The sequence below is a fragment of the Polaromonas sp. P1_G2 genome, assembly GCF_056405515.1.
Genome location: NZ_JBFUBY010000825.1, coordinates 1 through 544, shown reverse-complemented (window position 1 = coordinate 544; position 544 = coordinate 1). Strand labels below are relative to the sequence as shown.

Here is a 544-nt window from a genome sequence, read left to right as displayed (position 1 = left end):
ATCTATGACTCGATGATCGTTGCGGCGGCTATCAAAACAGGCTGTGAATTCGTTGTGACTGAAGACCTTCAGCATGGCCAAGTTATCGATGGGGTGGTCACCGTGTTCGATCCGTATAAATGATTGGCTCACCGTTCGCTGAGCGTCCGCTTCACCGCCTCGTTCCAGCCCTTGATTTTCGCCTTCCGCACCTTCTCGTCCATTGCCGGCTCAAAGCTGCGGTCCAGCGCCCAGGCCTTGGTGAAACCTTCGGCATCCGGCCAAACGCCGGCGCGGGAGCCGGCAAGCCAGGCGGCGCCCAGCGCGGTGGTTTCCAATATCTTCGGCCGGTCGACGGGGGCGTCGAGGATGTCGGCGAGCGCCTGCATGGTCCAGTCGGAGGCCACCATGCCGCCGTCGACGCGCAGTACGGTTTCGTGTTCGTCGCTCTTCCAGTCCTTGTGCATGGCGTCGACCAGGTCGCGAGTCTGGTAGCAGACGGATTCGAGTGCAGCGCGGGCGATTTCGGCCGGGCCGGAATTGCGGGTCAGGCCGTAGATGGCGC

Annotated in this window: 1 protein-coding gene; it reads right to left on the bottom strand. The window is 62.3% G+C overall.

From position 1 onward, the window contains the following. Positions 1 to 128 precede the first annotated feature (128 nt). On the bottom strand, positions 129 to 544 hold a 416-nt coding region (locus tag AC1D0P_RS27820), incomplete at its 5' end, for an FGGY-family carbohydrate kinase (RefSeq protein WP_477679683.1).